At 73.1% G+C, this 26,854-nt stretch carries 27 protein-coding genes; 22 read left to right on the top strand and 5 right to left on the bottom strand.

All coding sequences use genetic code 11. The annotated features are described in order from the left end of the window. Positions 1-474, bottom strand: a 474-nt coding sequence (locus JQN83_RS08235) for an acyl-CoA dehydrogenase family protein (RefSeq protein ID WP_208566492.1), incomplete at its 3' end; no start/stop codon positions are given. Between the two features lie 121 nt (positions 475-595). Here JQN83_RS08235 and JQN83_RS08230 point away from each other — a divergent pair. The 6 genes from JQN83_RS08230 to JQN83_RS08205 all read left to right on the top strand — a co-directional run bounded on the left by JQN83_RS08230 (position 596) and on the right by JQN83_RS08205 (position 5,284). Continuing rightward, complete coding sequence (locus tag JQN83_RS08230) at positions 596-1,567, top strand: nuclear transport factor 2 family protein (protein ID WP_208566433.1); 972 nt, start codon at positions 596-598, stop codon at positions 1,565-1,567. Then, positions 1,564-2,313: a nitroreductase family protein gene (locus tag JQN83_RS08225; RefSeq protein WP_208566432.1), complete on the top strand. Its 750-nt coding sequence runs from the start codon at positions 1,564-1,566 to the stop codon at positions 2,311-2,313. Before JQN83_RS08230 ends, JQN83_RS08225 begins: the two co-directional genes overlap by 4 nt. Beyond that, positions 2,310-3,020, top strand: coding sequence for a nitroreductase family protein (locus JQN83_RS08220; RefSeq protein ID WP_208566431.1), 711 nt, complete (start codon positions 2,310-2,312; stop codon positions 3,018-3,020). The genes JQN83_RS08225 and JQN83_RS08220 overlap by 4 nt, the downstream gene beginning before the upstream one ends. Further along, a complete protein-coding gene (locus JQN83_RS08215) occupies positions 3,017-3,973 on the top strand; it encodes a zinc-binding dehydrogenase (protein WP_208566430.1) in 957 nt (318 codons plus the stop codon). Before JQN83_RS08220 ends, JQN83_RS08215 begins: the two co-directional genes overlap by 4 nt. 5 nt (positions 3,974-3,978) lie before the next feature. Beyond that, positions 3,979-4,722, top strand: coding sequence for an enoyl-CoA hydratase/isomerase family protein (locus JQN83_RS08210; protein ID WP_208566429.1), 744 nt, complete (start codon positions 3,979-3,981; stop codon positions 4,720-4,722). 73 nt (positions 4,723-4,795) lie between these two features. Next, complete coding sequence (locus JQN83_RS08205) at positions 4,796-5,284, top strand: MaoC family dehydratase (RefSeq protein ID WP_208566428.1); 489 nt, start codon at positions 4,796-4,798, stop codon at positions 5,282-5,284. Between the two features lie 143 nt (positions 5,285-5,427). Here JQN83_RS08205 and JQN83_RS08200 read toward each other — a convergent pair whose 3' ends face one another. Genes JQN83_RS08200 through JQN83_RS08190 form a run of 3 tightly spaced genes read right to left on the bottom strand, consistent with a single transcriptional unit; the run spans position 5,428 to position 7,492 of the window. Then, complete coding sequence (locus tag JQN83_RS08200) at positions 5,428-5,940, bottom strand: flavin reductase family protein (RefSeq protein ID WP_208566427.1); 513 nt, start codon at positions 5,938-5,940, stop codon at positions 5,428-5,430. After that, positions 5,940-6,758: a VOC family protein gene (locus JQN83_RS08195; protein WP_208566426.1), complete on the bottom strand. Its 819-nt coding sequence runs from the start codon at positions 6,756-6,758 to the stop codon at positions 5,940-5,942. The genes JQN83_RS08200 and JQN83_RS08195 overlap by 1 nt, the downstream gene beginning before the upstream one ends. Further along, entirely contained in the window at positions 6,755-7,492 is a 738-nt protein-coding gene (locus tag JQN83_RS08190) for an enoyl-CoA hydratase/isomerase family protein (protein WP_208566425.1), read from the bottom strand. Before JQN83_RS08190 ends, JQN83_RS08195 begins: the two co-directional genes overlap by 4 nt. A 191-nt stretch (positions 7,493-7,683) precedes the next feature. Here JQN83_RS08190 and JQN83_RS08185 point away from each other — a divergent pair, with 191 nt between their 5' ends. Genes JQN83_RS08185 through JQN83_RS08135 form a run of 11 tightly spaced genes read left to right on the top strand, consistent with a single transcriptional unit; the run spans position 7,684 to position 19,771 of the window. Then, positions 7,684-9,207 carry an ABC transporter substrate-binding protein gene (locus tag JQN83_RS08185; RefSeq protein ID WP_208566424.1) on the top strand — a complete coding sequence of 508 codons (1,524 nt, stop codon included), beginning with the start codon at positions 7,684-7,686 and terminating at the stop codon, positions 9,205-9,207. 2 nt (positions 9,208-9,209) lie between these two features. Beyond that, a complete protein-coding gene (locus JQN83_RS08180; protein ID WP_208566423.1) occupies positions 9,210-10,055 on the top strand; it encodes an ABC transporter ATP-binding protein in 846 nt (281 codons plus the stop codon). Beyond that, a complete protein-coding gene (locus tag JQN83_RS08175; protein ID WP_208566422.1) occupies positions 10,052-10,975 on the top strand; it encodes an ABC transporter permease in 924 nt (307 codons plus the stop codon). Before JQN83_RS08180 ends, JQN83_RS08175 begins: the two co-directional genes overlap by 4 nt. Before the next feature lie 2 nt (positions 10,976-10,977). Beyond that, positions 10,978-11,868 (top strand): ABC transporter permease, encoded by an 891-nt coding sequence (locus tag JQN83_RS08170; RefSeq protein ID WP_208566421.1) that lies wholly within the window; start codon positions 10,978-10,980, stop codon positions 11,866-11,868. Next, on the top strand, positions 11,865-12,656 hold the full coding sequence (locus JQN83_RS08165) for an ABC transporter ATP-binding protein (RefSeq protein ID WP_208566420.1): 792 nt from the start codon (positions 11,865-11,867) through the stop codon (positions 12,654-12,656). The genes JQN83_RS08170 and JQN83_RS08165 overlap by 4 nt, the downstream gene beginning before the upstream one ends. 17 nt (positions 12,657-12,673) lie before the next feature. Further along, entirely contained in the window at positions 12,674-14,086 is a 1,413-nt protein-coding gene (locus JQN83_RS08160; protein ID WP_208566419.1) for a zinc ribbon domain-containing protein, read from the top strand. Continuing rightward, positions 14,076-15,260 carry an acetyl-CoA acetyltransferase gene (locus tag JQN83_RS08155; protein WP_208566418.1) on the top strand — a complete coding sequence of 395 codons (1,185 nt, stop codon included), beginning with the start codon at positions 14,076-14,078 and terminating at the stop codon, positions 15,258-15,260. Before JQN83_RS08160 ends, JQN83_RS08155 begins: the two co-directional genes overlap by 11 nt. Then, entirely contained in the window at positions 15,257-16,177 is a 921-nt protein-coding gene (locus tag JQN83_RS08150) for an SDR family NAD(P)-dependent oxidoreductase (RefSeq protein WP_208566417.1), read from the top strand. The genes JQN83_RS08155 and JQN83_RS08150 overlap by 4 nt, the downstream gene beginning before the upstream one ends. A 29-nt stretch (positions 16,178-16,206) precedes the next feature. Beyond that, positions 16,207-16,701 carry a VOC family protein gene (locus tag JQN83_RS08145; RefSeq protein ID WP_067309619.1) on the top strand — a complete coding sequence of 165 codons (495 nt, stop codon included), beginning with the start codon at positions 16,207-16,209 and terminating at the stop codon, positions 16,699-16,701. Further along, positions 16,701-18,224 carry a class I adenylate-forming enzyme family protein gene (locus JQN83_RS08140; RefSeq protein ID WP_208566416.1) on the top strand — a complete coding sequence of 508 codons (1,524 nt, stop codon included), beginning with the start codon at positions 16,701-16,703 and terminating at the stop codon, positions 18,222-18,224. The genes JQN83_RS08145 and JQN83_RS08140 overlap by 1 nt, the downstream gene beginning before the upstream one ends. Then, positions 18,221-19,771 carry a class I adenylate-forming enzyme family protein gene (locus tag JQN83_RS08135; RefSeq protein WP_208566415.1) on the top strand — a complete coding sequence of 517 codons (1,551 nt, stop codon included), beginning with the start codon at positions 18,221-18,223 and terminating at the stop codon, positions 19,769-19,771. The genes JQN83_RS08140 and JQN83_RS08135 overlap by 4 nt, the downstream gene beginning before the upstream one ends. A 33-nt stretch (positions 19,772-19,804) precedes the next feature. Here JQN83_RS08135 and JQN83_RS08130 read toward each other — a convergent pair whose 3' ends face one another. Next, positions 19,805-20,785 carry an MBL fold metallo-hydrolase gene (locus JQN83_RS08130; protein WP_208566414.1) on the bottom strand — a complete coding sequence of 327 codons (981 nt, stop codon included), beginning with the start codon at positions 20,783-20,785 and terminating at the stop codon, positions 19,805-19,807. A 68-nt stretch (positions 20,786-20,853) separates the two neighbouring features. Here JQN83_RS08130 and JQN83_RS08125 point away from each other — a divergent pair, with 68 nt between their 5' ends. From JQN83_RS08125 to JQN83_RS08105, 5 genes are all read left to right on the top strand, one after another. After that, complete coding sequence (locus JQN83_RS08125) at positions 20,854-22,401, top strand: AMP-binding protein (RefSeq protein ID WP_208566413.1); 1,548 nt, start codon at positions 20,854-20,856, stop codon at positions 22,399-22,401. Positions 22,402-22,434: 33 nt separating this feature from the next. After that, the gene (locus JQN83_RS08120) at positions 22,435-23,586 is read left to right on the top strand and encodes an acyl-CoA dehydrogenase family protein (protein ID WP_208566412.1); all 1,152 of its coding nucleotides are present in this window, start codon (positions 22,435-22,437) and stop codon (positions 23,584-23,586) included. 13 nt (positions 23,587-23,599) lie between these two features. Beyond that, positions 23,600-24,631 (top strand): acyl-CoA dehydrogenase family protein, encoded by a 1,032-nt coding sequence (locus JQN83_RS08115; protein WP_208566411.1) that lies wholly within the window; start codon positions 23,600-23,602, stop codon positions 24,629-24,631. A 73-nt stretch (positions 24,632-24,704) separates the two neighbouring features. After that, on the top strand, positions 24,705-25,796 hold the full coding sequence (locus tag JQN83_RS08110) for an LLM class flavin-dependent oxidoreductase (RefSeq protein WP_208566410.1): 1,092 nt from the start codon (positions 24,705-24,707) through the stop codon (positions 25,794-25,796). Then, the gene (locus tag JQN83_RS08105) at positions 25,793-26,794 is read left to right on the top strand and encodes an LLM class flavin-dependent oxidoreductase (protein WP_208566409.1); all 1,002 of its coding nucleotides are present in this window, start codon (positions 25,793-25,795) and stop codon (positions 26,792-26,794) included. Before JQN83_RS08110 ends, JQN83_RS08105 begins: the two co-directional genes overlap by 4 nt. Positions 26,795-26,854 lie beyond the last annotated feature (60 nt).

The following is a 26,854-nucleotide window of genomic DNA, read 5'->3' as shown; positions in this document are numbered from 1 at the left end:
GATCCACCGCTTCACCCCGTTGAGCACCCAGTGATCACCATCACGCACCGCCCGCGTCGTCATCGACGCCGCGTCACTGCCCGCCTCCGGCTCCGACAGACAGTACGAGAACATCCCCTCACCGGCGGCCACCGGCGGCAGGTAGCGACGCCGGAGTTCCTCGGAGCCGGCCAGCAGCAGGGGCATCGTGCCGAGCTTGTTGCCGGCCGGGATGAGGGCCGACGAGGCGCAGGCCCGCGCGACCTCCTCGATGACGATCGCGGTGGCCAGGGCGTCCGCGCCGGCACCGCCGTACTCGACGGGGATGTGCGGGGCGTGGAAGTCGGCGGCCCGCAGCGCGTCGTAAGCGGCCTGCGGGAACTCGCTGTTCTCGTCGGCGGTGGCGGCGTGCGGCGCGACCCTGGCGTCGCACACCGCCCGGACGGACTCCCGGACCGCGTCGTGCTCCTCGGGCACCTGGTACGCCTCGAACACCACAAACCCCCTAGTCAACAAGCTGACGTTGATAATACCAGCCGGTCGGTATGTAAAACATCCCTTGAGTTGCCCGGTCCGACAGGGTTAGATACCCACCAGTCGGAATGTGGGAGGCCGGATGACCCGCGCGGTCCGGACAGGCATGGACTTCGTCTCCGCGCTCGACCGGGGCAGCCTCGGTGGCCTCGCCCGGTTGTGCGCCGCCGATGCGACCTGGTGGGTGGACACCGGCCCCGACCGACGCGGCGGCGACCCGGTCCTCGCCCCGCACGGCAGCGGGCGCTTCCCGTTGCACGGCGTCATGCGGATGGACGACAAGCTCGCGTTGATGCGGTCCCTCGGCCCGAAGGCGTTTCCGACCGGCTGCCGGCAGATCCCGCGCCGGGTCATCGCCGGGGACGACACCTGCGTCATCGAGGTCGAGGGGTACGGCGTGCACGCCAGCGGCCTGGAGTACGCCAACCGCTACGGCTTCGTCTTCGACGTGAACCCCGCCGGAGCCGTCGTCGCGGTCCGGGAGTACCTCGACACCAGCCACGCGCAGCACGTCGTGGGCGGCGGCGCGGCCGTCGCCCGCAGCAGCCTGGACGACCGTCCGGCCCGCCGCGCGCCCGACCTTGCCGACGCGCCCACGGCACTGGTGACGGCGCTGGCCCCGTGGCCGGCGCTGGCCCGGGGCGACCTCGACGCGTTCGGTGCCCTCTTCACCGCCGACGCCACCTGGTGGACCGACTCCGGCCGCCGCCGTGACCTCGGCCGGCAGCACCGGTGGGGCGACCTCGACGCCAACGGGCCGTTGCACGGGCGGGTCACCATGACCGGCAAGCTCGCCGCGATGCGGGCGCGGCTGGCCGGCGGGGCGTACCGGTCGGCCGCCGTCGAGGTGACCGCCGAGCGGTGGGTCGTCGACGACACCCTGGTCGCCGTCGAGGCCCGGGGCGAAGCCACTCTCGGGGACGGCTCCCGCTACCAGAACCGCTACCTCTGGGTCGTCGACGTCCAGCCCGGGGGCATCGCCGAGGTCCGTGAGTACTGCGACACCCTGCACGTCGCCGACCTGATGGGCCACGACGCGGAGGTCGGCCGATGAGCCTGCCGTTCACCGACCTCAACCACGTGCTGACCACCACCCGGTCGGTCCGGCTGCGCCTCGACTACGACCGCCCGGTGCCGATCGGCCTGATCGGCGAGTGTCTGCAACTCGCGGTGCAGGCCCCCACCGGCGGCGGCGCCGAGGACTGGCGCTGGCTGGTCGTCGGCGACCCCGCCCGCAAGGCCGAGCTGGCGACGCTCTACCACGCCGCCTACCAGGAGTACGTGCACCAGCCGCTGCACAGCGCGGCGGGCACGGACAGCGACCTCGTCCGGGGCCGCCTCGGCGGTGTCGACGCCGACGGCACGGTCAGTGCCCGGACCGCACGCATCCTCGCCGGTGCCGAACACCTCGCGCGGAACATCGGCCGGGCCCCGTACCTCGTCATCCCCTGCGCGACGCGGCCCGACCCGGCCACCGGCGGCCCCGGCACCAACTCCGCCCTCTACGGGTCGCTCTATCCGGCGATCTGGCAGTTCAACCTGGCGCTACGGGCCCGCGGGCTCGGCACGGTGATCACCACCCTGCACCTGCACCACGCGGCGTCCGTCGCCGCGCTGCTCGGCATACCCGACGGCGCGGTGCAGATCACCATGCTGCCCGTCGCGTACACCGTCGGCACCGACTTCAAGGTCGCGGCCCGGCGGCCCGTCGACGCCGTCAGCTATCTCGACCGGTGGGGGACGCCGTTGCCCTACCGGGACAAGCCCGTCGACCGCCTCACCGGAGAGGACCACGGATGAGCAGCGCAATGATCACCGACATCGACGAGGTGTTGACCACCACCCGGGCGGTGCGCCGCCGGATGGACTTCGACCGGCCCGTCGGCCGGGCCGTCATCGAGGAGTGCCTGCGCCTCGCGCAGCAGGCGCCGATGGGCTCCAACCTGGAGGACTGGCGGATCGTCGCGGTCGACGACCCGACGCTCAAACGGCAGCTCTCCGAGCTGTACACCGAGATCTGGGACGCCACCGTCGTGCAGCCGCTGGCCGACGGCGAGGCGGCCACCACCGCCCGGTTGTCGCCGGGCGTCCGCGCCGACCCGCAGGCCCAGGCACGGCAGCACCGGGTCCTCACCGCCGTGAAGCACCTCGTCGACCACCTGGCGCGGGTACCCGTCCTCGTCGTGCTGTGCAGCACCAAGCCGATCCCACAGCGGCCGGTCGGCGGCACCGCGTCCGGCTACTACGGGTCGATCTTCCCGTTCGCCTGGTCGTTCCAGCTCGCGCTGCGCTCCCGGGGCCTCGGCTCGGTGCTGGCCACCGCCATGGCGCACCGGGCCACCCGGGTACGCGAGGTGCTCGGCCTGCCCGACGACTGGCGACCGGTCACCCTCGTCCCGGTCGCCTACACCCGGGGACTCGACTTCCGTCCCGCCGCCCGGGCCGACCTCGCCGACGTGGCGTTCTGGAACGGCCCCACCGAACCGGCCGGATCGGCGACGCGATGAGAGCCGCCCACGTCCTGACACCCTGCGCCGACGACCCGGTCGGCGCGCTGCGCGTCGGCGACCTCGCCGCCCCGGCGGCACCCCCGGGCTGGGTGGACGTCGACGTCCGGGCCGGCGCGCTCAACATGCACGACCTGTGGACGCTGCGCGGCGTCGGCACCGCACCGCACGACGGGCCCCGGGTCATCGGCAGCGACGCGGCCGGGGTCGCCGGGGGTCGCGACGTGATCGTCTACCCGGTGCTGCCCACCGCGCCGAACGGCCGGACCGTCCCGCACGCCACCCTGCTCCCCGACGCCGGCCACGGTGTCCTCGCCGAGCGGATCGTCGTGCCGGCGGCACACCTCGTCCCCAAGCCGGCCGGGCTGAGCTGGGCCGAGGCGGCCAGCCTCCCGACGGCCTGGCTCACCGCGTACCGCATGTTGTTCACCAGGGCGGCGGTCGCTCCCGGGCGGGTGGTCCTGGTGCAGGGCGCGGGCGGCGGGGTCGCCACCGCCGCGATCAGCCTCGCCGTGGCCGCCGGCGCCACCGTCATGGTCACCTCCCGTTCCCCGGCCAAACGGGAACGGGCACTGGCCCTCGGCGCGGCCGTCGCCCTGGACAGCGGCGCGCGGACGCCGGAACTCGCCGACATCGTCGTCGAGACCGTCGGCCCCGCCACCTTCGCCCACTCGACCCGCTCCACCCGGGCCGGCGGCACCATCGTGGTGTGCGGCGGCACGAGTGGCTTCACCGCCGAACTGGACCTGCCGCGGCTGTTCGCCCGGGAGATCAGCGTGCACGGCGCGACCATGGGCACCCTCGACGAGTTCGTGGCCCTGGTCGGTTTCATCGACACCCACCGCCTCCGGCCCACCGTCGACAGCGTCGTCGACCTCGCCGACATCCGCGTCCAGGCCGGCCGGATGCTCGCCGGCACCGGGTTCGGCAAGCTCTGCGTGAGCCTGACGTGACCTCCGTGGCGCTGACCCGGCGGGGGTTCGCACTCTGGGCGCGGATCGACCGTCCCGGGGCCGGCAACGCCTGCGACAGCACGGTGCTGGCCGGGCTCGAACGGTGGCTCGCCGCCGCGACCGACCCGGGCGTACGGGTGCTCGTGCTCACCGGCACCGGCCGCAGCTTCTGCGCCGGGGCCGACCTCGTCGAGGCCACCGGCCTGCTCGGGGACCTGCCGGCGCTGCTGACCCACCTCGACCGGGGCCGCCGCCTGGTACGCGGCATCCGGGCGGCCCCGGTGCCCACCGTCGCCGCGGTCAACGGGGCGGCCTTCGGCGGCGGTCTCGAACTGCTGCTCGCCTGTGATCTCGCGGTCGCCGCCGACAGTGCCCGCATCGGCGACCGGCACCTCGCCGCCGGGCAGGTCCCCGGCTGGGGGTCCAGCGTCCTGCTGCCCCTCGCCGTCGGCCCGGCGCTCGCCCGCCGCCTGCTGATCACCGGGGAGACCTGGTCGGCCGACGAGTCCGTACGCCGGGGACTGGTCAGCGCGGCGGTGCCCGACGATCACCTCGTCGGGCACGTCGACGCGCTGGCCGACGCGGTGGCCGCCCTCGACGTGACGGCGGCCCGGCGGATGCTGGGCCTCGCCCGCCCGGTGCCCGACGACGCGGCCTGGGACCGGGAGTGGGCGACCCTGACCGCACACGTCACCGCCCAGGCGGCCGCCCGCACCGGGTCGACGCCTCCGGCGGCGACCCCCGACTGACCCGTTCCGCACCGCGCCGGCCCGCCGGAGCAGGGCCGACACCCGTACCCACCACCCGAATTGGAGCACCCGGATGCGCACCACGAGGCGAACCACCATCGACACCCCCGACGAGCTGCTGGCACTGGTCGGCGCGGAGCTGGGGGTCAGCGCGCCGCAGGTGGTGACCCAGCAGCAGGTCGACCAGTTCGCCGACGTGACCGGGGACCACCAGTGGATCCACGTCGACGTCGAGCGGGCCCGGTCCGGGCCGTTCGGCAGCACCGTCGTGCACGGGTTCCTGACCCTGGCCCTCGTCCCCCGGCTGCTCGCCGACATCCTGGAGGTGCGGACCTTCTCGATGGGGGTCAACTACGGCCTGGACCGGGTCCGGTTCGTCCGGCCGTTGCCACCGGGTGTCGAGATCCAGGGCACCGCGACGCTGGTCTCGGCGACGCCGGTCGCCCCGGCGGGGGAGGGCTCGGCCGCCGGGGTCCAGGCCAAGGCGTCGATCGTGGTGGAGTTCGCCGAGACGTCGCAGCCCTGCTGCGTGGCGGAGATCCTGTTCCGCTACCACGCCTGAGGCCGCCGACCGACCCGCACCCGGGCTGACCGGGTGAGGGCGTTCACCCGGTCGCCGGCCGGCGCTCCTCCGGTTGGGCCGCCGGCCGGGGCTGACCCGGAAGGCCGCCGGCCGGGCTCACTCGGAAGGCCGGCGGCCGGGGCTCACTCGGTCGCCGGCCGGGACGGCGTGACGAACCGGCCCCGGTAGAACGACAGCGCCGGCACGTCGGTCGGCTTCAGGTGCACCTGGTCCACGTCGAGCAGGATGATCACGTGGTCGCCGCTGGCGATCACCTCGTCGCGCCGGCCGGCGAGGATCGCCGGGGTGTCGGGCAGCAGCGGGACCCCGTCGGGGCCGGGCACCCAGGAGACCCCGGCGAGCCGCTGCGCCCCGGTCAGGCCGGAGGTGGCGAACCGGCGGGCCACGTCCTGCTGGTCCTGACTGAGGATGTGGATGGCGATCCGGTCGGAGCCCATCAGCACCGGGAAGCTCGACGAGAAGGTGGTGACGCAGAACAGCACCTTCGCCGGCTCCAGGGAGACCGAGGTGAACGAGTTGACGGTCAGCGCGGCGACGGCGCCCTCGGCGGTCACCGCGGTCACCGCCGTCACGCCGGTGGGGAAGTGTCCGCACACCTGGCGGAACTCGGCGGAGTCGAACAGGGGCTCGGCCATCATCGGTTCACCGCCGGGTCGCTGGAGTCGTGGTCGGGGCGGAGCCCGTCTTCGAGCTGGATGAGGCACAGGGTGTGGCCGCCGGGGTCCTTCACCAGGTGCAGCCGCCCGTGCGGGGTGTCGACCGGCCCGACCGTCGGTGATCCACCGAGGGCGGTCACCCGGGCCAGCGCGTCGTCCAGGGACGCGACGGCGAAGTAGGTGATCCACCTCGACGGGATGAGGTTCGGCCAGGCGTTGTCGAGTTCGAGGACCCCGGCGACCGGCACGTCCCCGAGCGTCAGGAGCGTGTAGGGCCGGGCGGTCGGGGAGTCGTCGCGCTGCCGGGTGGTGTAGCCGAACAGGGCGCGGTAGTAGGCCACCGACGCGGCGGGTTCACCGGTGTCCAGTTCGTTCCAGCACAGCGCGCCGACCGAGTTGACCGCCTGGACGCCGACGCGTGACTCACCCTGGTAGAGGCCGAAGGCCGCGCCGAACGGGTCGACGACCGCCGCGCCGGTACCGGCCGCCGGCAGGTAGCGGGGTGGCGAGACCAGCTCGCCGCCGAGCGTCACCGCCTGCCGTGCGGACGCGGCGACGTCGTCGACGGCGAAGTAGGTGAGCCAGCCCCGGGGCCGGTCGCCGTGCAGTGCGGCGGCGTCGGAGATCCCGGCGACGTCCCGCCCGTCGCGGCTGCACATCCGGTAGGTGGTGGCGCCGAGGCGTTCGGCCCGTACGGTCCAGCCGAGCAGCGCGCCGTAGAACGCCTCGGCCTGCTCCGGGTCGGGGGTGCACAGCTCCACCCAGACCGCCTCGCCGGGTTGGAATCGTGGTCTCATCCGGCTGCTCCCTGGGTGGCCGGGCCCGCGACGATCGTGCGTGCCGAGATGTCGTACGCCTGGTCGGCGGTGCCGGTGGTCAGGCTCGACTCGATCACCTCGACCACCGCCCGCAGGGTGGACCCCGGCACGGCCAGCAGGGTGTCGACGAGGTCGTCGACCGCCCGGTCCAGCTCGTCGGTGGCGACCACCCGGGCCACCAGGCCCCAGTCGAGGAGTTGGTCGGCGGTCGCCGTCGCCGCGCCGGTCAGCAGGTGGTAGGCGTGTGGCCGGGGCACCGACCGGGCGATCGTGTGGCCGACGCCGGCCGGCGCGAAGCCGTACCGGGCCTCCGGCAGGGACAGTTGGGCGTCGGCGGCGGCGACCGGCAGGTGTACGGCGCCGAGCAGGCCGACGCCGAACCCGATGATCCGCCCCCGGACGGCGGCGACGACGGGCACCGGCAGTTGCCGGATGCGCTGTAGTGCGGCGTCGCTGGCGCGCAGGTCGGCGGCGACGGTCTCCCGGGTGGCACCGGCCAGCGCGGCGAAGGAGGAGGTGTCCCAGCCGGCGCAGAAGTGCCGGCCGGCCAGGTCGAGGCGGATGAGCACGCAGCGCGCGTCGGCGGCGGCGGTCTCCAGGGTGTCGACGAGGTCGTGCAGCGTCGCGGTGTCGAAGCAGTTGCCGCGTGCCGCGTTGTCGTAGCGGATCCGGGCGAGGCGGCCGTCGTGCCCGGAGGTGCGGGTGATGGTCACCGCGGTATCATACATACCGGTCGGTATGAATACAACGGTGCTGGCCGGCGGCCCTATGTCACGTGAATGTCACGAGCGGGATACCCGGCCGACCCGTTGACTTGATACCGGCTGGTCGGTACTTTGTGGCGAACGTCACCGCCGCCTCACGCGGAGACATGACGGGTCCATCGCAGTGAAGGACACCCATGATGATCATGAAATCCCTGCGCTCCCGGCGCTTCCTGGCATTGGCCGCCGCGCTGACCGTCGTGGGCGCCGGCCTCACCGGGTGCGGCGGCTCCGACTCCGACGACTCCGGCGCGTCGGGCACCGCCCCGATCCGGGCGCTGCTCGCCGCCCAACCGGCGACCCTCGACCCGATCGTCGGCGCGCGCTCCGCCCAGATCGTCTGGGCGACGATGCTCGAACCCCTGATCAACACCGGTAGCGACCTCGCGCCGACCAACACCGGCCTGGTCACGAGCTGGACCCGTACCGACGCCACGACCTGGACGTTCAAGGTCCGACCCGACGTCAGCTTCAGCAACGGCGAGAAGGCCGACGCGGCGGCGGTGGCCAACACCATCACGCTCACCCGCGACAGCGCGGCCTCGCAGCTCAAGTCGTACTTCGGCAACGTCACCGCGATCGAGGCACCCGACGCCACCACCGTCGTGGTCAAGACCAAGACCCCGCAGTACGACATCCCCGACCTGCTCACCACCGTCTACCTGGTGCCGCCGAAGTACTACCAGGAGAAGGGCTCGGAAGGCTTCGCCGCCGCACCCGTCGGCACCGGCCCGTACGTCTGGTCCGGCGCGAACGCCGGCCGGGACATCTCGGTCAAGCGCAACCCCGACTACTGGGGCACCAAGGCGACCAACGAGGGTGTCACCTTCACCTGGGCCAACGAGGCCGCCCAGCGGCTCGCGCTGATCCAGAGCAAGAGCGTGGACGTCTCCTTCGACCTGCCGCCGGCCCAGGCCAGCGCCGCCAAGTCCGCCGGCGTGGAGGTGGTCAGCACCGAGACCGCCATGAAGATCATCGCCTTCCTCGACTCCACGAAGGCGCCGTTCGACGACCCCAAGCTGCGCGAGGCGGCGGCCCTGGCCATCGACCGCGACGCCATCGTCAAGGGCATCTTCGACGGCCAGGCGGTCGCCGACGCCGGCCTGCTCAACGTCAAGCCCGGTCAGCAGCCGACGCAGAGCGTCACCGCCGACGCCGCCAAGGCCAAGGAACTCCTCGGCGGGGCCACCCCGACCGTGCAGATCACCTACCCGGCGGCCCAGTACACCAACATCGAGGAGGTCTCCCAGGCCGTCGGTGGCAGCCTGGAGAAGGCCGGCTTCAAGGTCAGTTACGTGCCGCTGGACTACGGCACGCTGGTCAAGCGGATCGTCGGCCGCCAGGTGCCCGGCCTGTCGATCTTCGCCGGGGTGCCGAACGTCGCCGTGCCCGACTACTTCGTCAGCGGCTTCATGAAGACCAAGTCGATCACCGGCAACTGCCCCGACCCGCAGATCGACACCCTGGCCCAGCAGGCGCTGGAACAGAACGACGCCCAGCAGGCCGCCCCGCTCTACGAGCAGCTCAACACGATCGGCGTGGTCCAGAAGCACTGCTACGTGCCGCTGTACCGGCAGGTGTTCAACTACGCGACCGGCCCCGGCGTCTCCGGCGTGGTGTTCGGTCCGCTGAACACCGTGGACTTCACGAAGGCGACCCGCTGACGATGTCCGAGGCAGCGGAGACGGGGGTGCCGGGCGACCTCGCCCGGCACCCCCGCACCCCGGAGTCGGACACCCCCGTGCTGGAGGTCGACGACCTCGTCGTCGAGCACCGCGACGGCGGCACCGGCGCGCTCTTCCGCGCCGTCGACCAGGTGTCACTGCGGATCGGGGCCGGCGAGAGCGTCGCCGTCGTCGGCGAGTCCGGCTCCGGCAAGACCACCCTCGCGATGGCCGCCACCGGGCTCGGCCCGCGCGGCCGGGGCGACATCCGGCTGCTCGGCCACTCGCTCGCAGCGGTCAGCCGCACCCAGCTGCGTCGGCTGCGCCCCGAGGTGCAGGTGGTCTTCCAGGACCCGCACGGCTCGCTCGACCCCCGCCAGTCGGTCCGCTCCGGGCTGCGGGAACTGCGGGCGCTGCAACCCGAACGGACCTCCTGGATCGACGACGCCGACCTGCTCGGCCGGGTCCGGCTCGCCCCGGACCTGCTCGACCGCTACCCCCACCAGCTCTCCGGGGGCCAGGCGCAGCGGGTCTGCATCGCCCGCGCGCTGCTGATGCGCCCCCGCCTCATCGTCGCCGACGAACCGACCTCCGGCCTCGACGTCTCCGTGCAGGCCGACGTGCTGGCCCTGCTACGGCAGATCCGGGCCACCACCGGCGCGGCGCTGCTGATGATCAGCCACGACCTGGCCGTGGTCCGTTCGCTCTGCGACGTCGTGCACGTGATGTACCGGGGCCGGGTCGTCGAGGCGGGACCCTGCGACCGGGTCTTCGGCACCCCCGAGAACGACTACACCCGCGAACTGCTCGCCGCGATGCCCGGCGCGCGCTGGAGGTCCCGCCGATGAAGGCCAGCACCGTACGCCGCGTCGGCGGCCGGCTCGCATCGCTGTTCGCCTCGCTACTCATCGCGCTCAGCCTGGCGTTCCTGCTCGGCCGGCTCTCCGGCGACCCGACCGCCACCATCCTCGGCCCGATGGCCCCGCCCGAGCAACGCGAGGCGCTGCGCCACGAGCTCGGCCTGGACCTGCCCGTCGTCGTGCAGTACCTCGACTACCTCAAGGGCGTGTTCACCGGCGACCTCGGCCAGTCGTTGCAGTTCTACCAGTCCAACACCTCGATGATCGCCGACCGGCTGCCGTTCACCCTGCAACTGGTCGGTGCCGGCATGGCCCTCGCCCTGCTGGTCGGCATCCCGCTCGGGGTGCTCGCGGCCACCCGGGAGGGCACCTGGTGGGACCGGGGGGCCTCCACCCTCGCCCTGCTCGGCCAGTCCGTGCCGGTCTTCTGGTTCGGCATGATGCTGGTGGTGCTGTTCGCCGTCAAACTCGGCTGGCTGCCCGCCGGCCAGTCCGGCAGCCCGAAACACCTGATTTTGCCCGCGCTGACCATGTCGGTCTACCCGATGGCGCACATCGCCCGGCTCACCCGCGCGTCGATGAGCGACGCGCTGGCCGAGCCCTACATCGACTCCGCCCGCGCCCGGGGCATCAGCACCCGCCGGGTGGTGTGGCGGCACGCCTTCACCAACGCGATGATGCCGATCCTCACGATCGTGGTGCTCCAGACCGGCATCCTGCTCTCCGGCGCGGTCGCCGTCGAGTACGTCTACTCCTGGCCCGGTCTCGGCCAGCTCGCGTTGCAGGCCATCCAGTTCCGCGACTTCCCGCTGGTGCAGGCGATCGTGGTGTTCGGCGCGCTGGTGTTCGTGCTGCTGAACCTGCTCGTCGACGTCCTGCACTCGATCGTCGACCCGAGGGTGCGGTGAGCATGAGCCAACTCGAACTCGACCCGGTCACCGCCCCGGTGTCGCCACCGCGCCGGGCCGGCCGCCGGGCGCGTACCTCGGTGTTCTGGCTGGCCCTGCCGCTGGCGGTGACCGCCGTCGCGGTGTTCGTGCTGCCGCTGACCGGGCTGCTGCCCGACGGCGGCCAGGACCTCGACGCGACCCGCCGGCCACCCGCGTTCCTTTCCGGCGGCAGCTGGGCGCACCCCCTCGGCACCGACAAGCTCGGCCAGGACCTGCTCACCCAGTTCGTCTCCGCCGGCCGGCTGACCATCGTGATCGGCCTGGTCGGCGCGCTCGTCGCGATCGGCCCCGGCACGCTGCTCGGCCTGCTGGCCGGCTACTTCCGGGGCTGGGTCGACCGGGTCATCTCGATCCTCATCGACGCCCAGCTCGCCCTGCCGTTCATCCTGGTCGCCCTCGCCATCATCGCCAACCGGGGCAGCTCCCTGCCGGTGCTGTTCCTGGTGCTGGCGCTCACCGGCTGGGCGGTGTGCGCCCGGGTCACCCGCGCGGCGACCATGGCCATCCGGGAACGCCAGTTCGTCGTCGGCCTGCGCGCCGCCGGCGCGTCCGAACCCCGGATCGTCTTCCGGCACATCCTGCCCAACCTCGCCGGCACCATCGTCGCGCTCGGCACCCTCCAGGTCGGCACCGCGATCCTGGTCGAGAGCGCGCTGAGCTTCCTCGGCCTGGGCGTGGTGCCGCCGATGAACAGCTGGGGCTCGATGCTCGCCTCCGGCCAGGACGAACTGAGCCAGGCCTGGTGGATCGCCTTCTTCCCCGGGCTCGCCATCACCGTGCTGGTGCTGCTGGTCAACCTGCTCGGCGACGCGCTGCTCACCCACCACGACCCGCGGAAGAGGCGGCGATGAGCGCACTGCTGACACTCTCCGGACTGTCCATCACCGCCCGGCTCGCCGACGGTGAGCTGCGCCTGCTCGACGACGTCGACCTGGAGATCCGCCGGGGCCAGATCGTCGGCGTCGTCGGCGAGTCCGGCAGCGGCAAGACCACCCTCGCCCGCGCCGTCGTCGGGCTGCTCGACCGCAACGTCCGGGTCGACCAGGGCACCATCGCGGTCGCCGGTGAGCAGGTGGTGGCCCCCGGCGTCGACCGCACCGGCCGGGTCCGGGGCAGCGCCGTCGGCATGGTCTTCCAGGACGCGTCCCGGTCGCTGAACCCGCTGCTGAAGGTCCGCACCCAGCTCGCCGAGGTGCTGCGCCGCCACGTCCGGGACATCACCCGCGCCGAGGTGGAACGCCGCTCGGTGGAGGTGCTGGCCCAGATGCGCATCGACGACCCCGGCCGGGTGCTGGCCAGCTACCCCCACCAGCTCTCCGGCGGCCTGCGCCAGCGGGTCGCCATCGGGCTCGCCGTCGTCACCCGCCCCGCGCTGGTGATCGCCGACGAGTGCACCACCGCCCTGGACGTCACCACCCAGACCAAGGTCGTCGACCTGTTCCGCACCCTGGTCGACGAACTCGGCATCGGCCTGCTCTTCGTCACCCACGACCTGATGCTCGCCAGCGACCTGTGCGACCGGATCGCGGTGATGAGCGGCGGGCGGGTCGTCGAACAGGGCGACGCGCTGACCGTGCTGGACCACCCGCAGCAGGAGTACACCCGACGCCTGCTCGCCGCCATCCCCTCGTGGAGCTGAAGGAGAACCCGCGACCCATGCCCGACCAACCCGGCATCGACGCCTACGCGGCCTACCTCCCGGCGTACGCGCTCGACGACACCAGGCTCGATCCGACCGCGCCGGCCCGTGCCGGCGGCCGTGCCCGCAGCGTCGCCGGCTACGACGAGGACGCCGTGACCATGGCCGTCGAGGCGCTGCGGCACGTCGCCGCCGACACCCCGGCCGGGCGGCACCTGCTGCTGGCCACCACCAGCGCCCCGTACGAGACGAAGACGTCCGCCGGGGTGGTCCACGAGGCGCTGGGCCTCGACCCCGGCGTCACCGCCCTCGACCTGCGCGGCCACCGGGCCGGCGCGTCCGCCCTCGACCTGGTCCTGCGGGGTGTCGCCACCGCGGCCCTGGCCGACGTGCGCACCACCCGCCCCGGGGCCCCCGACGAGCTGGCCCAGGGCGACGCCGCCGCCGCGTTCGTCGGCGGCGGCCAGGCCGCCGTGCTCCTCGCCCGCGCCGGCCACACCACCGAACTGCTGGACCGCTGGCGGCTGCCCGGGGAACGGCACGACCGGGTCTGGGACGAACGGTTCACCGCCGAGATCCTCGTCGCCGCCGGCCTCGACACCGCCCGCCGGGCCCTGGCGCAGGCGTCCCTCGACACCGTCGACCAGGTCGTCGTGTCGTCGTCGAACCCGCGTGCGGCGGCGGCGCTACGCAAGGCGCTCGGCGGCACCGGGCAGGACGCGACCGTCGAACGGGCCACCGGCTTCACCGGCGTCGCCCACCCCGGGCTGCTGCTCGCGGACGCCCTCGACGAGGCCGAACCCGGGCAGACCATCCTGCTGCTGTCGGCCACCGAGGGTGCCGACGCGTTCGTGCTGCGGGTCGGCGACGGGGTCCGCGCCGCCCGGGGCGGGCCGACCGTCCGCGCCCAGCTCGCCGCCCGGCAGCGCCTCGGCTACGGCCGATACCTGCGCTGGCGGGGACTGCTCGACGTGCAGGGCCCGGCCCGACCGGCCGCCCCGGCCCCGGCCGCCCCGCCCATGCACCGCCGGGCCGGCTGGAAGTACCGGCTGGAGGGCAGCCGCTGCGACGCCTGCGGCCGGGTCACCACACCCCCCGGCCGGGTCTGCGCCTCCTGCGGCACCGCCGGGTCCGGCACCGCCCCGGTGTCGCTGCGCGACCGCACCGCCAGGGTGGTCTCGGTGACCCGCGACCACCTGACGACCATGCCGGAACCGGAGGTCGCGATCGTCGTCGCCGACGTCGACGGCGGCGGCCGGCTCAGCGCGTACGCCACCGACGTGGCACCCGGCGACGTGGCGGTGGGGATGGCGATGGACCCCACCTTCCGCCGGCTCTGGACCACCGACTCGATCCACAACTACTTCTGGAAGCTCCGCCCGGCACCCGCCGACGCCGCGCCAGGGAAGGACACCGCCGATGGCCAGTAGGCGCACCACCCACGACGTCGCGATCGTCGCGATGGGCTGCACCCCGTTCCGGGACCACTGGAACTCCTCCGCCGACGACCTGCTCGTCGACGCCGTGCAGGAGTGCGTCGGGTCGCTGCCCGACGTCACCCTCGGCGACGTCGACGCGTTCTGGGTCGGCACCCAGGGTTCCGGCCTGTCCGGGCAGACCCTGGCCCGCCCGCTACGGCTGACCGGTAAGCCGGTGACCCGGGTGGAGAACTACTGCGCCACCGGCTCGGAGGCGTTGCGCAACGCGGCCTTCGCGGTCGCCTCCGGCGCGTACGACATGGTGATGGCGACCGGGGTGGAGAAGCTGAAGGACTCCTCGTACTCCGGGCTGTCGGCGGTGTTCCCACCCGCCGACGGCACCGACGTCGACTGGACCGCCCCGGCCGGCTTCTCCCTGCTCGCCCCCGCCTATCAGGCGGCGTACGGGATCGACGAGCGACAGATGCGCGCCGCGATGACCCGGGTCGCGGTGAAGAACCACGCCAACGGCGCCCGCAACGACCGCGCCCAGTTCCGTCGGGCCGTGACCGCCGAGACGGTGGAGCGGTCCCCGCGCATCGCCGGGCAGCTCGGCGTCATGGACTGCTCGGGCGTCTCCGACGGCGCTGCGGCGGCGATCCTGGTCCGCGCCGAGGACGCCCACCGGTACACCGACAAACCGGTCTACCTGCGCGGGATGAGCTTCGTCGCCGGCTCCGGGGCCGGGCTGGCCGCCGACGGCTACGACTTCACCACCTTCCCCGAGGTGGTCACCGCCGCCCGTGAGGCGTACGAGCAGGCCGGGGTGACCGACCCGGCGACGCAGATCTCGTTGGCCGAGGTGCACGACTGTTTCACCCCGACGGAGGTGGTGCTGATGGAGGACCTCGGCTTCTCCGCCCGCGGCAAGGCGTGGCGGGACATCCTCGACGGCCGCTACGACGCCGACGGGGCGTTGCCGGTCAACACCGACGGCGGGCTCAAGTCGTTCGGCCACCCGATCGGCGCGACCGGGCTGCGGATGATGTTCGAGTGCTTCACCCAGCTGCGCGGGGAGGCCGGGCCCCGACAGGTGCCCGACGCCCGGCTGGCGGTGGCCCAGAACCTCGGCGGGCAGCCCGGTTCCTGCGTCGCGTTCGTGGCGGTCCTGGGGAACGAGCGATGAGCGCCCGGGTCACCCTCGACGGCCGGGTCGTCGTCGTCACCGGCGCGGGCAACGGCATCGGCCGGGCGCACGCGACGACCCTCGCCGCCCGGGGCGCGTCGGTGGTCGTCAACGACCTCGGCGGAACGGTCGACGGCTCCGGTTCCTCAGGCGCCGCCGAACAGGTCGTCGCCGAGATCCGCGCGGCCGGCGGCGCCGCCGTCGCCTCCACCGACTCGGTGGCCACCGCCGCCGGTGGTGCGGACCTGGTCGGCCGGGCCATCGACACGTACGGCCGGCTCGACGCGGTCATCCACAACGCCGGCATCCTGCGGGACCGGACGCTTGCCAAGATGTCCGACGAGGACGTCAGCGCGGTGCTCGACGTGCACCTGGCCGGGGCGTTCCACGTGCTGCGGCCCGCCTGGCCGCACCTGGTCGCCCAGGGCTACGGCCGGATCGTGCTGACCAGTTCGTCGTCCGGCCTGTTCGGCAACTTCGGTCAGGCCAACTACGGCGCCGCCAAGACCGGCCTGATCGGGCTGATGAACGTGCTCGCCCTGGAGGGTGCCCGCCGGGGCATCCTGGTCAACGCGATCGCGCCGACGGCGGCGACCCGGATGACCGAGAACCTGCTCGGCGAGTTGACCGACCGGTTCGACCCGCAGCACGTGGCCGCCGTGGCGACCTTCCTCGCCTCGGAGCAGTGCCAGCTCAACCGGCACATCCTCACCGTGGGCGGCGGCCGGGTCGGGCGGATCTTCCTGGGCGTCACCCCCGGCTGGTACGGCGGGCCCACCCCGGCCTCGCCCGACGACATCCTCGACGCGGTCGACGAGATCTGCCGACTCGACGACTTCATCGTGCCGGACAGCGGCGCCGACGAGGTCACCCTGATCCAACGGGTCCTCGGCGGGCCGTCCGGACCGTCCGCCTGAACCGCGAACCCCATCGGAAGGCAGGCATCATGCCGGTCAGCGAAGTGCACCACGTGGCGATGACCGTCTCGGACGTCGACCGCGCCGCGGACTTCTACGAACGCGCCCTGGGCTACCGCCGGACGCTGCGTACCGACGTCGGCGGGCCGGGGATCGAGGTGTCGCTGGGGTTGCCCGCCGGCACCACCGGCCGGGTCCAGTACCTCCAGGGCCCCAGCCGGGTCGGCCAGCTCGAACTCATCGAGTGGAACGGCGTGAAGACCCGCACCGCCACCGCCGGTCACCTGGAGCTGGGCACCTTCCTGCTCAGCTTCGAGGTGCCCCTGGACGAGCTGGACGACCTGCACCGGCGGCTGACCGAGTTGGGCGCGCAGTGCCTGAGCGCGCCGAATCGGGTGCTGCTGGACAACTACGGGTACATCACCGCGTTCGCCGCCCGCGACCTCGACGGCAACCTGCTGGAGTTCGTGTCGCTGCCGTCCCGGGAGGAGATCCTGGCCCGGCGGCGGGGGAGCGGCGACTGATGGGCGGCAGCAACTTCACCGAGACCCTGCGCCGCCAGGCGTTGCGCCGCGCCGACGCCGAGGCCCTGGTCGACGGGACCACCCGCTGGTCGTACGCCGAGCTGGACGCCGACGTGGACCGGCACGCCGCCGCCCTGCGCGACGCCGGCATCGCCGACGGCGACCTGGTCGGGGTGCTGGGGCGCAACACCGCCACCTACGTCATCGAGTTGTTGGCGCTGAGCCGGCTCGGCGCGGTCTCGGTGCCGCTGAACTGGCGGCTGCACGCCAACGAGCAGGCGTACGTCATCGACCAGGCCGGCGTCGCCGGGCTGCTCTACGACGACGACTTCGCCGCCGACGCCGCCCGGCTGGCGGCCACGACCGGGCTGCGGACGCTGGTCGCCAACGGCGACACGGTCGTCGGCGACGCCCGACGGCTGGCCGACCTGCTCGCCGGTCAGCCGCCGGGCGTCCGGGTCGCCGACGCCGACAAGGGCCCCACCGACGTGCACCGGCTGCTCTACACCTCGGGCACCACCGCCCGCCCCAAGGGGGTGGTGCACACCTGCGGGAACCTCACCGCGAACCACTTCGCGCAGGTCCTCGAACTGGAGTTGACCGCCGCCGACCGGATCCTCGTCTCCGCGCCGTTGTTCCACGTCAGCGGGCTGGAGGCGCCGGGCCTGGCGACGTTCGTCGCCGGGGCGACGATGGTGCTCACCCCGACGTTCAAGCCGACCGACATCGCCCGGATCGCCGCGCAGGAGCGGATCACCGGCCTGGTGCTGGCCGCCCAGATCCTGTTCGGGCTGCTCGACCTGGACGACCCGCCGGACCTCGGTGCGCTGCGCTACCTGCTGTTCGCCGGGGTCGCGCCGAGCGTGCGGCAGGAGGTGAAGCGCCGGCTGCCGCACGTCCGCCTGATCGACACCTTCGGCATGACCGAGCTGTGCAACGGCGTCTGTTACCTCGACGCCGCCCACGAGCAGAGCAAGCTGGGCGCGCTCGGGGCACCGTTCCCCGGGGTGCAGATCCGCATCGTCGACGAGCACTTCCGGCCGGTCGGCCCGGACATCGAGGGGGAGATCATCGTCCGGGGGGAGAAGGTGTCGCCCGGCTACTGGAACGACGACGAGGCCAACCGGCGCAGCCGGCGCGACGGCTGGTTCCGCACCGGCGACGTGGGGCGGATCGACGCCGACGGCTACCTGTGGTTCGTCGACCGCCGGGCCGACCTGATCAAGTCCGGTGGGGAGAACATCGCCAGCGCCGAGATCGAACGGGTCCTCGCCCAGCACCCCGACGTCGCCGAGGTCGCCGTGATCGGAGTGCCCGACCCGCAGTGGGACGAGGTGCCCAAGGCGTTCGTCATCCTCCGTGGCGGCGCGAGCGCCACCGCCGAGGAGTTGCGCGCGCACTGCCTGGCCGAACTGGCCCGCTTCAAGGTCCCCCGGCATGTGCAGCTGGTGACGTCGTTGCCGCGCAACGACTCCGGCAAGGTGCTGAAGAAGGCGCTGCGTGAGGCGGCGGTGTCCGGGTGAGCACCGCGAACCTCGCTGCGATGCTGGCCGGTAACGCCCGCCGGTTCGCCGACGCCGACGCGCTCGTCTTCGCCGACCGCCGGTGGACCCACCGGCAGCTCGACGACGACGTCAACGCCCTGGCCGCCGGTCTGGCCACCGAGGGGGTACGCCGGGACGCCCGGGTGGCGGTCGTCGCGGACAACGTCCCCGAGTTCCTCATTCTCTGCCTGGCCCTGGCGAAACTCGGCGCGGTCGTGGTCCCGCTGAACTACCGGCTCACCGCGGGGGAGCTGGCCCGGTTGCTGGCGCACGCGCGGGTCGGGGCGGTCGCCACCGTGCCGGAGTTCGCCGCGCTCACCGCCGCCGCCCTCGCCGACCTGCCGCAGGTACGCCGGTTGGCGTTGGAGCCGATCGACGGCTGGACCGACGTGCGGGCGCTCGTCGCGGCGCACCGGGGCGCGCGGGTCGCCGACGCCGACCTCGACGACGCGGCCCTGCAGCGGATCGTCTACACCTCCGGCACCACCAGCCTGCCCAAGGGGGTGCTGCTCACCCACGGCAACGTGAACCGGAACATGCACGCCCAGATCGTCGAGCTGGGGCTGCGGCCGACGGACCGGATCCTCAACGTCGCGCCGCTCTACCACGTCGGCGGCACCGACCTGCCCGGCTTCGGTATCTGGCACGTCGGGGGCGCCATGGTGCTGCACCGCCGGTTCGTGCCGGCGGCGGTGCTGCGGGCGATCGAGACGGAACGGATCACCGGCATGGTGGTCGCGGCGACCATGCTGGACCTGGTCCGCCGCGAGCCCACCGCCGCGGCCGCCGACCTGTCGTCGGTCCGCTGGCTGATCTTCTCGCAGGTCACCTCGGCGCTGTTCGGGGTGGCCCGAGGGCTGTTCCCGAACGCCCGGCTGATCGAGGGGTACGGCCTCACCGAGACGTGCAGCGGGCTGACCTACCTCGACGCCGCGCACCAGGAGTCCAAGCAGGGGTCGGTGGGGCTGCCGGTGCCGTGGGTCCAGGTCCGGGTGGTCGACCCGGACGGTGCGGACGTGCCGGTCGGCGTGCCCGGTGAGGTGGTCGCACGCGGGCCGAAGGTGAGCCCCGGCTACCTCGACGATCCGGCGGCGACCGCCGCCGCGTTCCGGGACGGCTGGTTCCACACCGGTGACATCGGCTGTTTCGACGCCGACGGCTACCTCTACATCCGTGACCGGCTCAAGGACATGATCCGCAGTGGTGGGGAGAACATGTCCAGCGCCGAGATCGAGAACGTGCTGGCCGACCATCCGCTGGTGCTGGCCGCCTCGGTGGTGGCCGCCCCGCACCCGGTGTGGCAGGAGGTGCCGGCCGCGTTCGTGGTGGCCCGGCCGGGGTTGACGCCCGAGGCGCTGATCGCGCACGCCGGGCAGCGGTTGGGTCGGTTCAAGGTGCCCAAGGAGGTCTACCTGGTGCCGGAGTTCCCCACCAACCCGTCCGGCAAGGTGCTCAAGCGTTCCCTGCGGGAGCTGCGCTCGACCCTGCGCCCGGACTGGACGTACGACGACGCCCGGCGCGACTGAGCCGGTCGTCGGGTCGGGCGGGCCGCCCCGGCGTCACCTGTCGGTGGCGGCGTGGCGGAGCAGGGCGAGGGTGTGCACCAGGGCGAACCGTCGGGTGCCCCGGCCCAGCTCGTCCCACGGCTTCTTCCAGGTCATCCGCCGGGCGACGTCCCACGCGGTGTCACCGTCGCGGGCCAGGCCCCGGACCGTCGCGACCTCGTCGCGGTGGAACGCGGCGAGGGCCTGCGCGCGGGCGGCGACGTCGCGGTAGGGGAACTGGTGGGCGGGGCAGGCGATGGCGGCCCCGAGGTCGCCGATGCGGGCCAGCGTGCCGAACAGGTCGGCGGCCGGGTCGTCGTCGGGGCGACTGACGATGGCGAGTTGGGTGGGCCCCTCGGCCATCATCGTGTCACCGGTGAAGACCAGCCCCCGGGAGTCGACGTAGACGGTGTGGCCGTAGGTGTGCCCGGGAGCGGGCAGGGCGCGGACGGTCACGTCGCCGAAGCGGAATTCGGTGTCGTGGTCCACGGCCACGTCGAGCCGCAGGTCCTCCCGGTGCACGGCGACGGCGACCGCGTCGGCGTACATGGCGGCGACGACGTCGGGCGGGGCGCCGGTCAGGTCGAGTGCGGTGCGTACCTGCTGCAGGAAGGTGCCGCGCCGTCGGTGCATGGTGGCGAAGTCGTCGGCCGCGCCCATCACCACCCGCGCGCCGGAGGCGGCGCGTACCCGGTCGGCGAAGCCGACGTGGTCGGGGTGGTTGTGGGTGAGCAGGACCGCCGTGATGGTGTCGACCCGCTGGCCGATGGCGGCCAGCGACCGTTGGAACGACGCCCAGCAGCTCGGGTGGTCGTAGCCGGCGTCGACGAGGACGGGGCCGTCGCCGGTGGTGATCAGGAAGACGGTGATGGACCGCAGCGCGCTGCCGTGCAGGGGGACCGGGATGGCCCAGACACCGTCGACGACCTGGGCGGGGACCGGCACCTGGCGGGCCCGCCAACTGGCGGCGTGGGCGTCGATCGCGGGTCTGGACATCGTCGGGAGGCTCCCTTACTGTGGGACACCAACATACCGGATGGTCGGAATCTAGCTCAAGGAGTCCGATGAGCGAGGAGCGGACCGGGTTCCGGCTCTGGGCAGCCGCGGAACCGGACCTGTGCGCGATCGTGACCGCCGATGACCGGCGGATCTCCTACGGTGACCTGTTCGCCGAGGTCAACCGGATCTCGCACGGGCTGCGTACCCACGCGGGCCTGCGGCCCGGCGACACCGTCGCGGCGGTGATGACCAACAGCCCCGGCCTGGTCGCGCTCTATCTCGCGGCCATGCAGTCCGGGCTCTACCTGGTCACCCTCAACTACCACCTCACCGCGCCCGAGGTCGGCTACATCCTCGCCGACAGCGCCGCCCGGGTGGTGGTGGGCTCCGAGCGGGTCGAGGACGTGGTGGTCGACGCCGCCGGTGCCGCGCCCGACATCCAGGTCTTCGTCGACGGCGCGCCCCGCACCGACCGGGCCCGACCGCTCTCGGCGCTCACCGCCGACATGCCCGCCACCAGCCCGGCGCAGACCCCGGCCGGGTCGCTGATGATGTACACCTCCGGCACCACCGGCCGGCCCAAGGGGGTCAAGCGTCCGCTCAGCGGCGTCGACGCGGACACCGGCGCGCTGACCTACGTCTGGTTGTTCCGGGAGTTCGGCATGGAGCGCGACGCGTTCGCGTCCTGGCTGGTGTCGGCCCCGATGTACCACTCGGCCAACATCACCCCGGCGATGGGCGCGCTGCACGCCGGCGGCACGATGGTGCTGATGGACGGCTGGACGCCGGAGGGCTTCCTGCGCCGGGTCCAGGAGCGGCGGGTCACCGGCACCAGCATGGTGCCGACCCACTTCTACCGGTTGCTGCAGCTGCCCGAGGTGGTCCGCGACCGCTACGACGTCTCCTCGCTGCGCTACGTGCTGCACGGCGCGGCACCCTGCCCGCGCGAGGTCAAGCAGCGCATCCTCGACTGGTTCGGCCCGGTGGTCTACGAGTACTACGGCTCGACCGAGGTCGGCACCACCGTCGCGCGACCCCACGAGTGGCTGGCCCACCCGGGCACGGTCGGCCGGCCGGCCTCGATCTCCACCCTGCGCATCCTCGACGAGCTGGGCAACGAGGTGCCCGTCGGGCAGACCGGCATCGTCTACATGCGCCAGGGCGACGACCGGGTCGAATACCACAACGATCCCGGCAAGACCGACGGCGCGCGCCGCGACGGCCTGCTGACCGTCTGGGACGTCGGCCACGTCGACGCCGACGGGTTCCTCTACATCACCGGCCGCGCGGCCGAGCTGATCCTGGTCGGCGGCGTCAACGTCTACCCGGCCGAGATCGAGGCGGCGTTGATCGGCCACGACTGGGTGGCCGACGTCGGGGTCGTCGGCACGCCCGATCCGGAGTTCGGCGAGGTTCCCCAGGCCCATGTCGTGCTGGCCGACACCGCGCCCGACCCGGAGGAGGCACTGGCGGAGCTGCGCCGTTACCTCACCGAGCGGTTGGCCAAGCCGAAGCGTCCGCAGTCCTACGTCGTGCGCGACGCGCTGCCCCGCGACCCGAACGGCAAGCTCTACAAGGCCCGGCTCACCCGCGCCGGACAGGCCGGCGCGTGACCGGCGACATCGACGACCAGGTGGGAGGTGGGCATGGACTTCGCTGACAGTGACACCGACCTGGCGTTCCGGCGCGAGGTCGGCAGGTGGCTCGACGGGGCGCTGGCCGACGTGCCCGACCAGGAGGAGCTGACCCAGGACGAGCGGGAGCACTGGTCGCGGGTGTGGCAGGACCGGCTCTGCGCCGGCAACTGGGCCGGGCTGTCCTGGCCGGTCGCGCACGGCGGCCGGGGGATGGACGCGCTGGCGCAGGCCGTCTTCAACGAGGAGGCGGCGGTACGCGGTGCGCCGTACCCGCTCAACGGGGTGGGCATGATGCTGGCCGGGCCGACGATCATCGCGCACGGCACCGACGCCCAGCAGGCCCGGCACCTGCCCGGCATCCTGCGTGGCGACGAGTACTGGTGTCAGGGCTTCAGCGAGCCCGGCTCCGGGTCGGACCTGGCCAGCCTGACCACGGCGGCGACCCGGGTCGACGGGGGCTGGCGGATCAACGGGGCCAAGATCTGGACGTCCAACGCGCACAACGCGTCGAAGTGCCTGCTGCTGGCGCGCACCGACCCCGACGCGCCGAAGCACCGGGGCATCACCTACTTCCTCGCCCCGATGGACGGGTTCACCGTCCGGTCACTGGTGATGATCAACGGGGACACCGAGTTCAACGAGATGTTCCTCGACGACGTGTTCGTCGCCGACGACGACGTGCTCGGCGGGGTCGGCAACGGCTGGACCGTCGCGCTCACCACGCTCGCGTTCGAACGCGGCAGCATGGCGCTGAACCTGTGGGTGTGGGCCCGCCAGGCGGTGGACCGGCTGATCGACGTCGCGGTCGAGCGGGGCGTGGCCGACGACAGCGCGTTCGCCGACGCGGTGGGCGCGTTGCAGTGCGACGCCGAGGCGGTCCGGATCGGGTCGATGCGGATGCTGGGCGAGAGCCGGGCCGGCGGCGTACCCGGGCCGGAGACCTCGGCGCTCAAGAGCCTGTGGGCCCGGGTGGTGCAGCACGCCAACCGGCTCGCCGTGCAGCTCGACGAGGCCGGCGGGGTGCTGGTCGACGGCGACGGCGCCGCCGCCCGGATGCGCCGCTACCTGCGGGCCCGCGCCCACACGATCGAGGGCGGCACGGAGGAAGTCCAGAAGTCGATTCTCGCGGAGCGGGTGTTGCGCCTGCCCCGCTCACGCTGAGCGGAGTGGTCTGGTGCGTGCGACATTCACCGAGGAACAGCGGGAGATCGGTGCGACCGTGGGCGCGCTCGCGGACGCCGACCGGGGCACGGCCCGCGAGTTGCAGTCCGGCCCGTGGCGGGCCCCCGCGGCTGACGGTCCGCTGCTGCGCGACTTCGGGCTGCTCGGGGTGCCCGAGCCGGCCGGTGGCATCGGGTCGGGCCTGATCGACCTGCTGGTCGCCGTGGAGGCGCTCGGTGGGCGGTTGGTGCCGAGCCGGTTCCCGGCGCATGCGGCGGCGGTCCAGCTGCTCTGCGGCGAGGAGCGGCGCACCGGTCCGCTCCCCGACGAGGTGCTCGACGGTCGCCGGGTGCTCACCCTGGCCGTCGACGTGCCGGGCAGCTCCGGGTGGGCCGACGGGGTGGCGCCGGACCCGCTGGTGCGGACCCTGGTGCCGTACGCGGCGCAGGCCGACGGCGTCGTCGCCCTCGGCCCGGACGGGGTCTGGTTCGCCGACCCGGTCCGGACCACCGCGCGGCAGTCGGTGGACCCGTCGGTGCCGCTGTCGGACCTGACGGTGGCCGTACCCGAGCGGACACAGCCAGCCGGAACCGGCCCGCTGCGGGCCGCGCTGGTGGTGGCGGCCGAGCTGTGCGGGGTGGCGCAGGGGGCGATCGACCTGGCCGCCGAGCAGGCCCGGACGCGCCGGCAGTTCGGTCAGGTGATCGGCGCGTTCCAGGGGGTCGCGTTCCCGCTGGCCGAGGCGGCTACCGCCCGCAAGGCGGCGTGGGACCTGACCCTGTACGCGGCGTGGGCGGTCGACACCGGTCGCCCGGACGCCGGGATCCAGGTGCACGCCGCGAAGGCGGCGGCCGGGCAGGCGGCGGTGTTCGCCGCGGAGCGGTGCATCCAGGTGCACGGCGGGATGGGCATCACCATGGAGGCTGACCCGCACCTGTTCCTGCGCCGGGCGTTCGTGCTCGACGCCCGGTGCGGTCGGGGGTCGTGGCACCGGCGACGGACCGGGGAGTTGCGTATCCGGGCACGTCGGGCCGGGCGGGGCTGACCTGCGGAAGTCTTGCCGGGCACCCACCCGGGCAGTAACATACCGGCTGGTCGGAATAAATGAGGAGAAGGCCGTGAAGTTCGGAATCATGAACCTGTTCCCGGTGGCCGACGGCGCATCGGACCACCAGGTGCTCCGAGAGACCCTCGACGAGATCCAGCTGGCCGACGAGCTGGGCTTCGACTCGATCTGGCTCGCCGAGCACCACTTCTCGAAGTACGGCATCCTCGGCAGCCCGGTTAACTTCGGCATGGCCGTCGCCGAGCGGACCCGGCAGATCACCATCGGCACCGCCGTCCTGGTCCTCCCGCTGCACCACCCGCTGCGGCTGGCCGAGGACATCGCCGCCCTCGACGTGCTCAGCGGCGGCCGGGTCTCCATCGGCGTCGGCCGCGGCTACCAGCCCGCCGAGTTCGCCGGCTTCGGGGTGCCCCTGGCGGAGTCCAAGCAGCGCTACCAGGAGACCCTGGATATCCTGCGGCTCGCGCTGTCGCAGGAGAACTTCTCCTACCACGGCGAGATCTTCCACTACGACAACGTCACCACCTACCCGAGGCCGTTCACCCCCGGCGGGCCGCCCATCCTGCAGGGCACGGTCTCCCCCGAGAGCTTCCGGGAACGCGGCGCGGTCGGCGAGTCGATCATCACCTCACCGAACTTCACGCCGTTGGGCATCATGCAGAAGAACTTCGCCCTCTACCGGCAGAGCATGCGGGACAACGGCTTCGACATCTCCACCTACGACCTGCCGTTCATGCAACAGGTCTGGTGCGGCGACGGCGAGGAGGGCCTGCGCGCGGCGGCCCAGGCGGCGATGAACTACTACAAGTCCGTCGGCAAGGTCATCCCCGGCTCGGAGGACGCCATCGCCCAGGAGCGGTCCTACTATGCGGCCGTCGCCAAGAACATCGAACTGCTGACCCTGGAGCAGACGCTGACCCACGGCGGCAACTTCGGCTCCGCCCAGCGCGTCATCGACACCATCGAGATGCTGCGCGAACAGCTCGGCATCAACCACTACATCGGATGGCTGCGGATCCCGTCCCTGGACCGCAAGGCCGCGCTGCGCTCGATGGAGGAGTTCGCCGACAAGGTCATCCCGCACTTCCGGGCCCAGGACCGCGCCGCCGAGCGGGTAGCCACTCCTGAGGCGGTCGCCGGGTGAAGATCAGCTGTTTCCTGAGCGCCCAGTTCGACCCGTCGGCGTCGGCCACCGAGGGCATCGACGGCGTACTGGCCCAGGCCGCCGCCGCCGAGGCGGCCGGCTTCCACGCCGTCTACCTCGGCCACCACTACCTGGCCCGGTCGGCGTTCGTCCAGCCCATCCCGCTCGCCGGCTACCTCGCCCACGCCACCTCCCGGGTGCGGATCGGGTTCGGGGTCCTGCTGGCCCCGCTGCTGAACCCGGTCGCCCTCGCCGAGGACCTCGCCTCCCTCGACCTGCTGTCCGGTGGCCGGTTGACCGTCGGCATCGGCGCCGGCTACCGCCGCCGCGAGACCACCGCGTTCGGCGTCGCCTGGGAGGACCGGCTGCGGCGACTACGGGAGTACGTGCCGATGCTGCGCGCCCTGTGGAACGGCGAGACGATCGACGCCGCCGGCAGCTGGGGCGAGGTCCCCGGCGCGTCCCTGGCGCTGCGCCCGGTCCAGCCCGGCGGCCCACCGCTGTGGATCGGCGCGTTCGCCGAACCCGCGATCCGCCGCGCCGCCCGGCTGGACGCCCCATGGCTGATCGGCCCCAAGGGCGACGACGCCGAGCTGGCCCGGCTGCTCGGCATCTACCGGGCCGACCTCGCCGAGCGCGGCTTTTCCCCGGACCGGGAGTACCCGATGAGCCGCGAGGCGTACCTCGGCGACAGCTACCCGGCGGCCGTCGCGGCCGTCCGTCCGCACCTGCAACGCCAGTACGCGGGCTACAAGTCGTGGGACGACGCCCAGTCCCTCGACCTCGACCGGTACCTCGCCGAGGACTGCCTGGTCGGCTCGGCCGACGAGATCGTCGCCAAGCTGCGCCGCTGGGAGAGCGAGCTGGGCATCACCGAGGTCTCGCTGCGTCACCAGTTCGTCGGCGCGGGCCAGGACGAGGCGATGGAGCAACTCGCCCGCTTCGGCGCGGAGGTCATCCCGAGGCTCGCCGCGACCGCCCCCGGGGTGACCCGGTGAGCGCCGGTGGTCCAGCGGGCGTCGGTGGTCCAGCGGGCGTCGGTGGCCCGGTGAACGCCG

It is taken from the genome of Micromonospora antibiotica, from assembly GCF_017599305.1.
Lineage (GTDB): Bacteria > Actinomycetota > Actinomycetes > Mycobacteriales > Micromonosporaceae > Micromonospora > Micromonospora antibiotica.
This window is presented reverse-complemented; position numbering and strand designations above follow the sequence as displayed.